This is a genomic window from Collinsella aerofaciens ATCC 25986, assembly GCF_964259375.1.
In the GTDB taxonomy this organism is placed as follows: domain Bacteria; phylum Actinomycetota; class Coriobacteriia; order Coriobacteriales; family Coriobacteriaceae; genus Collinsella; species Collinsella aerofaciens_BO.
On the sequence record NZ_CAXVJM010000032.1, the window covers coordinates 3,028 to 5,076 of the forward strand.

General features: G+C 60.8%; 1 rRNA gene and 1 other annotated feature (1 of these 2 only partly in view). The gene reads right to left on the reverse strand.

The features are described from left to right. Positions 1-106: a sequence feature (mutual gap in cmsearch alignment for this rRNA model is longer than 100), on the reverse strand (it extends 2,992 nt beyond the left edge of the window). A gap of 254 nt (positions 107-360) precedes the next feature. Further along, positions 361-1,866: ribosomal RNA gene (locus ACEXKH_RS09505) — 16S ribosomal RNA — on the reverse strand. Positions 1,867-2,049: the final 183 nt, after the last annotated feature.

Sequence of the window (2,049 nt, forward strand, 5' to 3'; positions counted from 1 at the left end):
ATTAATCTAATTAATCGATATCATGAATAGCGCTCGTATGTCGCAATTCGGGTATCTCATACCGCGGCACAGTGTATGTACTGTGCTCGCGATCAGATGCTCCTCACTCATTAATAAGTGAATTCTTCTTGTTTGGATCGGATGAATGATTGCTATCATTCTGTCTTTAAATCGCAGAAAAGAATCGAGTCTGGAAGAATGATCTTCCATCTCTCTCCTATCGCTATGCGGCTCTCAAGGTACGCGGGTGCGACCCCGGGGACCGGGTGCTGCGGGGAATCATCCAGGCGACATCCACCGGACGGGCTCCTGCCCTCTATTCGAGTTAAAGTTTGTCTCTCTAAGAACGTATCTCCCTAGAAAGGAGGTGATCCAGCCGCACCTTCCGGTACGGCTACCTTGTTACGACTTCACCCCCCTCACCCTCCACACCTTCGGCGCCTCCCCCCTCTCGGTTGGGCCGGCGACTTCGGGTGCAGACGACTCGGGTGGTGTGACGGGCGGTGTGTACAAGGCCCGGGAACGCATTCACCGCGGCATGCTGATCCGCGATTACTAGCAACTCCGACTTCATGGGGGCGGGTTGCAGCCCCCAATCCGAACTGGGGCCGGCTTTCCGGGATCCGCTCCCCCTCGCGGGGTGGCATCCCTCTGTACCGGCCATTGTAGCACGTGTGCAGCCCAGGGCATAAGGGGCATGATGACTTGACGTCGTCCCCGCCCTCCTCCGCCTTGACGGCGGCGGTCCCGCGTGGGTTCCCGGCATCACCCGATGGCAACACGCGGCGGGGGTTGCGCTCGTTGCGGGACTTAACCCAACATCTCACGACACGAGCTGACGACAGCCATGCACCACCTGTATGGGCTCCTCTCGGCCACGGGGTCTCCCCCGCTTCACCCATATGTCAAGCCCTGGTAAGGTTCTTCGCGTTGCTTCGAATTAAGCCACATGCTCCGCTGCTTGTGCGGGCCCCCGTCAATTCCTTTGAGTTTTAGCCTTGCGGCCGTACTCCCCAGGCGGGACGCTTAATGCGTTGGCTGCGGCACGGGGGGATCGTCCCCCCACACCTAGCGTCCATCGTTTACGGCTGGGACTACCAGGGTATCTAATCCTGTTCGCTCCCCCAGCTTTCGCGCCTCAGCGTCGGTCTCGGCCCAGAGGGCCGCCTTCGCCACCGGTGTTCCACCCGATATCTGCGCATTCCACCGCTACACCGGGTGTTCCACCCTCCCCTACCGGACCCAAGCCGCGGAGGTTCCGGGGGCTTCGGGGGGTTGAGCCCCCCGCTTCGACCCCCGGCCTGCCGGGCCGCCTACGCGCGCTTTACGCCCAATGAATCCGGATAACGCTCGCCCCCTACGTATTACCGCGGCTGCTGGCACGTAGTTAGCCGGGGCTTCTTCTGCAGGTACAGTCTTGACTCTTCCCTGCTGAAAGCGGTTTACGACCCGAAGGCCTCCGTCCCGCACGCGGCGTCGCTGCGTCAGGGTTCCCCCCATTGCGCAAGATTCCCCACTGCTGCCTCCCGTAGGAGTCTGGGCCGTGTCTCAGTCCCAATCTGGCCGGTCGGTCTCTCAACCCGGCTACCCGTTGTCGGCACGGTGGGCCGTCACCCCGCCGTCTACCTGATGGGCCGCGGAGCCATCCCCTCCCGTCGGGGCTTTAGCCGGGGTGCCATGCGGCACCCCGGGGTATCCGGTATTACCCGTCCTTTCGGGCGGCTATCCCGGGGGAGGGGGCAGGTTCTCCACGTGTTACTCAGCCGTTCGCCACTCGCTTCTGCCCGAGGGCAGGTGCCGTTCGACTTGCATGTGTTAGGCGCGCCGCCAGCGTTCATCCTGAGCCAGGATCGAACTCTCCGTCCAAAATGTATGGGCTTCGAGCCCGTCCGGTCCTCACAACTATTAGCTGATCGGTTCCGTTCGATTCATATGGTTTTAGTATAGGAAAAGGAATTTCTCGGGGCCGCCTCTCGGCGGCCTTGCGAAAAACAAATCCAAGTTAGACCATTTCAAATGGTTCGATGTCTGCCCGGATGCGACACTGAA